The organism is Mesorhizobium sp. M7A.F.Ca.CA.002.04.1.1 (assembly GCF_004022805.1).
GTDB classification, from domain to species: domain Bacteria; phylum Pseudomonadota; class Alphaproteobacteria; order Rhizobiales; family Rhizobiaceae; genus Mesorhizobium; species Mesorhizobium ciceri.
The window spans coordinates 1-1,952 of the sequence record NZ_RZPL01000907.1 but is presented as its reverse complement, the minus strand read 5'-3'; the positions used below and the strand labels follow the sequence as shown (position 1 = coordinate 1,952).

Below are 1,952 nucleotides of genomic sequence, written 5' to 3'. Positions count from 1 at the left end.
GCCAGGCAGCGCAACGGATCGCCAATTCGGACGACCCCGAAGCGACGTCCAAGAAGGTGGTGACGGCGTTCAAGCAACTGCTCGAAGGCCTGCTCAAGAAGCCGGATCCGCAGTCGAATTGAAGTTCCCACCGGAGCTTTTCGTGCCGGCAGCTGTTCCCGATAGGAATTTTTTCTTGACACCTGCCCTCAGCTAAGGTACATATTCGTCCATGGTGCTGATTTGCGCCGGTGACCCGCCGCACAGGCGGGTTTTTCGTTTGATGCTCCGTCAGACAATGCGCCGGCGAAAGGCTGCGAAAGAAAACCGTTGCCCAGAATTCGTCGCCCTGTGGTGCCAGGGCCGGCAATTGACAATCGCCGGGTTGAGTTCATCCTCTTCCACCATCTCTGAGGCGGAGGGGCACATGTGGGATTTCGAGATCGGCCGGTCGGTGTCCATCATGATGCGGACCTGGCCGTTCATCGTCTTTCGTATGATCGTCTATTTCGGCATCACGCTGGCCTACATCATGGCGACCGGCACCGGTGCCTCGGTCGGCTATGGCGTCGGCCATATCTCCACCGATCCCGACGGGCCCATGTCCTTTGCCCTGTGGGGCGGCGTGGTCGGGTTTGGCATCGTCTCGATCGCGGTCTACTGGATCCGCGAATACATCCTCTATATCGTCAAGGCCGGCCACATCGCCGTCATGGTTCATCTGATCGACGGCCGCGACATTCCCGGCGGTCAGGACCAGATCGCCTACGCCAGGGATGTCGTCACCCAGCGTTTTGCCGAGGCCAATATCCTTTTCGTCGTCGACCAGCTCGTCAAGGGTGCCATCCGCGCCATCACCGGCCTGCTCGGCGGTATCGCCGCCTTCCTGCCGATACCGGGCCTGAGCGGCCTGGTCTCCTTCATCAACACGGTGATCCGCCTGTCGCTGACCTATGTCGACGAGATCATCCTCGGTTACAACATCCGCATCAATTCAGCCTCACCCTTCGAGACGGCGCGCCAAGGCGTCGTGCTCTATGCCCAGAACGGCAAGGTCATGGTCAAGAACGCCGTCTGGCTGGCGGTCATCATGTGGGGCGTGTCGTTCGTCATCTTTCTGATGATGCTGGCGCCTGCCGGCGCCATTCTGTTCCTGATGCCCGGCCAGCTCGCCGGCTGGGCCTTCGTGCTCGCCATCGTCTTCGCCTGGGCATTCAAGGCGGCCTTCATCGAGCCTTTCGCCATCGCTTGCCTGATGCAGGTCTATTTCAAGACCATCGCGGGCCAGGTGCCGGATCCGGCCTGGGACGCCCGGTTGGCCGAGGCGTCGTCGAAGTTCAGGGAGCTCAAGGACAAGGCGCTCGCCTCCTTCGGCGGTTCGCGCTGGGGTACGGCCGGCGCCACACCCTGATCGGCCGGGCAGGTGGTGTCTGGTGAGGCAGAAACGGTGTTGAGGCGCGCCACGGTGGACTTGAGCTGTGTCTCGCCTTGCCCGGAAAACGTCTCGCTCATGATCAGTTCCGGCAGCGGCAGCCGCCGTCCCCAACCATGCGTTTCAAGGTCCGGTTTGGAAGCGAACTCGGAAACACGGCCGACGCAGAGATAGGCGATTGGCGTTACGTGATCCGGAATGGCCAACAGCCGCTTCAGCGCCTCAGCCTCGATGATGCTCACCCAGCCGACGCCAACGCCCTCGGCACGCGCGGCCAGCCAGAAATTCTGCACCGCGCAGACGGTGCTGTAGAGATCCATCTCCGGATTGTGCCAGCGTCCCAGCGGCGAACCCTTCGAGCGCTGCCGGTCGCAAGTGATGCAGATGTTGAGCGCGCTCTCGCAGATGCCTTCCAGCTTGAGCTTGCGGTACAGCGCCTGTTTTTCCGCCTCGATCGCCGGCAGTTCCTGCTCGCGCGCGGCCAGGAACAGGTCGCGCACCTCCGCTCGTCGTCCGGCATCGCGAATGACAATGAAATTCC

The 1,952-nt window shown here is 62.0% G+C and carries 1 protein-coding gene and 2 pseudogenes; 2 read left to right on the top strand and 1 reads right to left on the bottom strand.

The window, feature by feature from the left end; translation table 11 throughout:
- Together ENZ75_RS35420 and ENZ75_RS30260 are read left to right on the top strand one after the other, a co-directional pair.
- Positions 1 to 122, top strand: a pseudogene (locus tag ENZ75_RS35420) (TetR/AcrR family transcriptional regulator); the annotation flags it as partial.
- A 284-nt stretch (positions 123 to 406) separates the two neighbouring features.
- Positions 407 to 1,390 (top strand): hypothetical protein, encoded by a 984-nt coding sequence (locus ENZ75_RS30260; RefSeq protein WP_063167669.1) that lies wholly within the window; start codon positions 407 to 409, stop codon positions 1,388 to 1,390.
- Positions 1,391 to 1,560: 170 nt separating this feature from the next.
- On the opposite strand, the pseudogene ENZ75_RS35415 reads toward ENZ75_RS30260, so the two are convergent.
- A pseudogene (locus tag ENZ75_RS35415) lies at positions 1,561 to 1,911 on the bottom strand (nitroreductase family protein); the annotation flags it as partial.
- Between the last annotated feature and the right edge of the window lie 41 nt (positions 1,912 to 1,952).